This window comes from Actinocorallia lasiicapitis (genome assembly GCF_054778695.1).
Genome location: NZ_BAAGZI010000749.1, coordinates 1 through 1,171 on the forward strand (window position 1 = coordinate 1; position 1,171 = coordinate 1,171).

The 1,171-nt window shown below is 74.5% G+C and carries 1 protein-coding gene; it reads left to right on the forward strand.

The genetic code is table 11. The annotated features are described in order from the left end of the window. A partial coding sequence (locus ACYVE7_RS34335) for an acyltransferase domain-containing protein (RefSeq protein WP_460370782.1) occupies window positions 1-1,171 on the forward strand: 1,171 nt, incomplete at both ends.

The following is a 1,171-nucleotide window of genomic DNA, read 5'->3' on the forward strand; positions in this document are numbered from 1 at the left end:
CGCCGACCGCGCGTCGCTGCTGGACGGGCTCGACCGGGTCGCGGCGGGCGGCACGGCCGAGACCGTGGTGCGCGGCACGGCGTTCGGCGATCCGGGACGCACGGTGTTCGTGTTCCCCGGCCAGGGTTCGCAGTGGCCAGGCATGGGGGTGGAGCTCCTGGAATCCAGCCCGGTGTTCGCCGCCCGGCTGACCGAGTGCGCCGCGGCACTCCGGCCGTTCGTGGACTGGGATCTGCTCGACGTGCTGCGCGGTGCGCCGGGAGCGCCGTCCCTGGACGCCGTGGACGTCGTCCAGCCCGCCCTGTGGGCGATCATGGTGGCGTTGGCGGAGGTGTGGCGGGCCGCCGGAATCGTCCCGGACGCCGTCGTCGGCCACTCCCAGGGCGAGATCGCGGCGGCCTGTGTCGCCGGGGCGCTGTCCCTGCCGGACGGCGCGAAGGTGGTCGCGCTGCGCAGCCGCGCCATCCGCGAAGACCTGGCGGGGCAGGGCGGCATGATGTCGGTCGCGCTTCCGGCCGGTGAGGCGGCCCGGAGCCTCGCCCGCTGGGACGGCCGCCTCCAGATCGCCGTCGTGAACAGCCCGCGGTCCGTCGTGGTCTGCGGCGCTCCGGACGCACTCGCCGAGCTGCGCGTCCGGCTGGAAGCGGACAACGTGCAGACCAGGACGATCCCGGTGGACTACGCGTCGCACTCGGTGTACGTGGAGGGGCTGCGGGACCGGCTGCTGACCGACCTGGCCGGGATCACCCCGAAAACCCCGGAGATCGCGTTCTTCTCGACCGTCACCGGCAAAGCGCACACCGCGGCCCTGGACGCCGAGTACTGGTACACCAACCTGCGGCAGACCGTGCGCTTCGAGGACGCCGCCCGGGCGCTGCTGGACGACGGCTACGGCGTCTTCGTGGAGGCCAGCCCCCATCCGGGGCTGCTGGTCGGCCTGGACGAGACCGTCACGGAGGCAGGCGCCACCGCGGTGCTGGTCGGCACGTTGCGTCGCGGGGAAGGCGGGATGGCGCAGGTCGTCACCTCGCTGGCCGAGGCGTATGTGCGGGGCGCGGCCGTCGCGTGGCCCGCGCTGTTCACCGGCGCCCGCCGCGTCGACCTGCCCACCTACGCCTTCCAGCGTCAGCGCTACTGGCGGGACGTGCCGCAGGCGCCGGGCGACGCGGCC